Genomic DNA, 3002 nt, shown 5'->3' with positions numbered 1-3002 from the left:
TCGACAATACGAGGAGAAATTACCAGGACTATCAAAACGTTTAATAGTGCCTGTCTCCAACCGAAGGGGTCAAATCTTGACTTCAGACACCAAAGGTCTAGATTTATAGTTTACTACTCATTGAGTGAATTGCTATGTCTAGGCCGCTGCGAATAGAGTATGAGAATGCGTTTTATCATGTGATGAATCGTGGGAGAGGGCGCGAAAATACCTTTTTGAGCGATGACGACTTTACGTATTTTTTGTATTGCATTGAGCAAGCAAGCCTTCGTTTTAATATTGAAGTGCATGCATATTGTTTAATGACCAATCATTACCACCTGCTAATTAAAACCCCTGATGCAAATTTAGGCCGAGCTATGAAACATATTAATGGCCTTTATACTCAATACTTTAACAGAACACATAATACGGATGGTGCGCTGTTTAGAGGGCGCTACAAAGCGGTGCTTGTGGATGCAGATAACTATCTATTGCATGTTAGTCGGTACATTCACCGTAACCCAATTGAAACGAGTAACCCTTTGGTAGAAGAGCTTGTTAAATATAAGTGGTCTAGCTATCCAGCTTTCATTAGAGGGGGTGTAACGCCTAAATGGCTCGTTCGAGACTTTATATTTTCGTTGCAAGGCAAAAAGCGTCAATATGCAGCTTATAAGCAGTTTGTGGAGTATGAAAACAACAACGAAATAATTGCTTTTTATGGTGCTAAAAAATTATTGTCGGTGCTTGGTTGTGAGGACTTTATTGAAACATAAAGGACTATATTGCAACATCAAATAGCGAAAGAAAGTTTGTTAGTAAAAAGCATTCAGCAGATGATGTAATTGCTTACGTAGCTAAATATTTCAGTGTTGAGGTAGGTGACATAGTAATGGTTAAAAAGGGGCGCAAAGAGAAAAACTTACCCCGTTGGTTTGCTATTAAATTGTGCCAAGAGTTAACGGGATTAAATTTGCAGGCTTTAGCAGATGTTTTTAATGTTGAACACTATTCGGCGATATCGAAAGCTGTCGGTAGGTTGAATACATTAATGGTTGAAGATAGAAAGGTTAAATTACAATTGGACAAGCTGCAAAATTGTTTGATGTCTGAAGTCAAGATTTGACCCGATTTGTTTTTAATGCACAATCATAGTCTGCACTCAGGCAACCCATTTGCACATTAGGATAGCCGAGACTTCACTATTGTGCACAGTATGTCTTCACCACTTATTAAGTACTGATGACAAAGATTGAATTATGAAACTATATTGCTTAATTATCGGAATATTATTTTTAACAGGATCGGCGTTATTGCTGATGTATAGAATTCATTCCCTCCTTCTTTTTAAAATCGTCAATGCTATTGTGATAGATAAGGAATTCAGGAATAAAAGTACCGAAAGCCGCTCTAGTAGGGCCAAAGTATTAAAGCTAAGATTCGAACATCCACATTCTGGGCCAACAGAGTATGCTTGTGACACAAGTATCCTTACGCCCTTTTATCAGGTAAACGACGTATTAAAAGTATACGTTGTGTCATTCCCCCCTCAGTCTTAGACAACTAAAAATTTACGTTTAGATATAATTATTGCCCAGTACTTTTCTTATTTAACAGTTTATGATACAAAAATTCGCCGTTAACACTAGAAGCGAAGCCTTGAAAGCTTCATCTATTTAGAGCTAATTCACTATTTTTCATAATTAAAAAATTAATAGTGCTTTAAATTAATATTTCAAAAATGTATTATCGATTGCTTAATAATTATTCTAAGGAGGAAATCCGATTGTACATAAAATTGTTAGTCCTAGTACCCCTGTTAGTTACGCTTTTGACTGGATGTTTTGAAAGAGACCCACTAGCTGAAATGGATTTTGATGGCGTTTATATTGACGTTGAAGGATCTAATAATCGATTTATAACTTTGGTAAATCGTGAAGAAGATGCAGAATTGGCATGTTTAGTAGGACGAGTAGGACCACCTTGCTCAAAGAAAATATACGGATTCAAAAAGGAATATTTTGCTTCAGAAATCACAGAAGAAGAATTAAAAAACAGTGTCATTTATGTGAAATATACTAAAGCAGCGGAAGATTTTAATTTAAAAATAGGTGTTTCCGTTGACGCCAAAGATAAGTGGGAGAAACCATCTTGGGAAACCCATTATTGTCATTCAACACAATGGCGCTTATCCGCTAAATGTATTGGCGGAGACTCCGGCTTTAAAGATAAAATAACAACCTTTAGAGTTAAGAAGCTGAAAGAAGGATTTTTCAAGTTTGAACCAACAAAGGATATTCCTAAAGGTAACTATTTCTTCTGGTTTCAAACTAGCAAGTCATCAGGATTCTCTCAAGGCTTTCCATTTAAAGTAATTTAACTAAATTCAATTTAAGTTTATTGCCAGTAGCTTTAGCCTACTGGCATTTTATGACGAATTTCATATAAAAGCCTAGGGGCTATTCAAGCAAGAAAATATTAGTTAAGTAAAGCTTAAATATGCTCAATTTACTTTCTAATACCGAATTAGTCGCGTCAATATGGATTACTGTAGGTATTTACATCGCGTTGCACGCATTACCCCTTATGACTTTCACTTGGTTACTTTTTAATGACTTATTAATGACTTATTAAGAAACTCACACTAAAAACTTCTAATAAAAAAACGAGCAGAAAATGCCCGACTGATTTGGCTAAACGTTTTGCTGTTCGCTTAAGCATACTGATTGATACTGCTGAAAAGCAAATAAAGCAGGACAAAAAACTATTGGCTTTTGCTCCTACTTCGCTATTGTAGCTAACAATCTTTTGCCTATTAATCAGTCGTTAGGCAGCAGATTAAATTGAGTCTGAACCAAGGAAGAAGCGGCAATGCAAAAAGTTATAATTCAAGTGTTTCTGGCTTCATTTATCTATTTAGCAAACACACCTGTATTTGGTGTTGTTCATTCTCAAGATAATAAAAACGCTCTTGTAGACAAGTTAAATTTAATATTTTCAAAGCAAAAAAGAAACCGAAG

3 protein-coding genes are annotated in these 3002 nt (G+C 35.5%); all 3 read left to right on the top strand.

Translation table 11 applies throughout. From position 1 onward, the window contains the following. Window positions 1-134 precede the first annotated feature (134 nt). The 3 genes from ACFI4Z_RS18965 (at window position 135) to ACFI4Z_RS18955 (ending at window position 2362) form a co-directional block, all read left to right on the top strand. The gene (locus ACFI4Z_RS18965; RefSeq protein ID WP_462671886.1) at window positions 135-758 is read left to right on the top strand and encodes a transposase; all 624 of its coding nucleotides are present in this window, start codon (window positions 135-137) and stop codon (window positions 756-758) included. A gap of 116 nt (window positions 759-874) precedes the next feature. Further along, complete coding sequence (locus ACFI4Z_RS18960; RefSeq protein ID WP_462671885.1) at window positions 875-1108, top strand: hypothetical protein; 234 nt, start codon at window positions 875-877, stop codon at window positions 1106-1108. A 741-nt stretch (window positions 1109-1849) separates the two neighbouring features. After that, entirely contained in the window at window positions 1850-2362 is a 513-nt protein-coding gene (locus ACFI4Z_RS18955; RefSeq protein ID WP_462671884.1) for a hypothetical protein, read from the top strand. Window positions 2363-3002 lie beyond the last annotated feature (640 nt).

The sequence above is a fragment of the Pseudoalteromonas sp. RWi3 genome (assembly GCF_054960735.1).
Note: the sequence above shows the minus strand (reverse complement) of the source record. Positions and strands in the feature narration are given on the sequence as shown.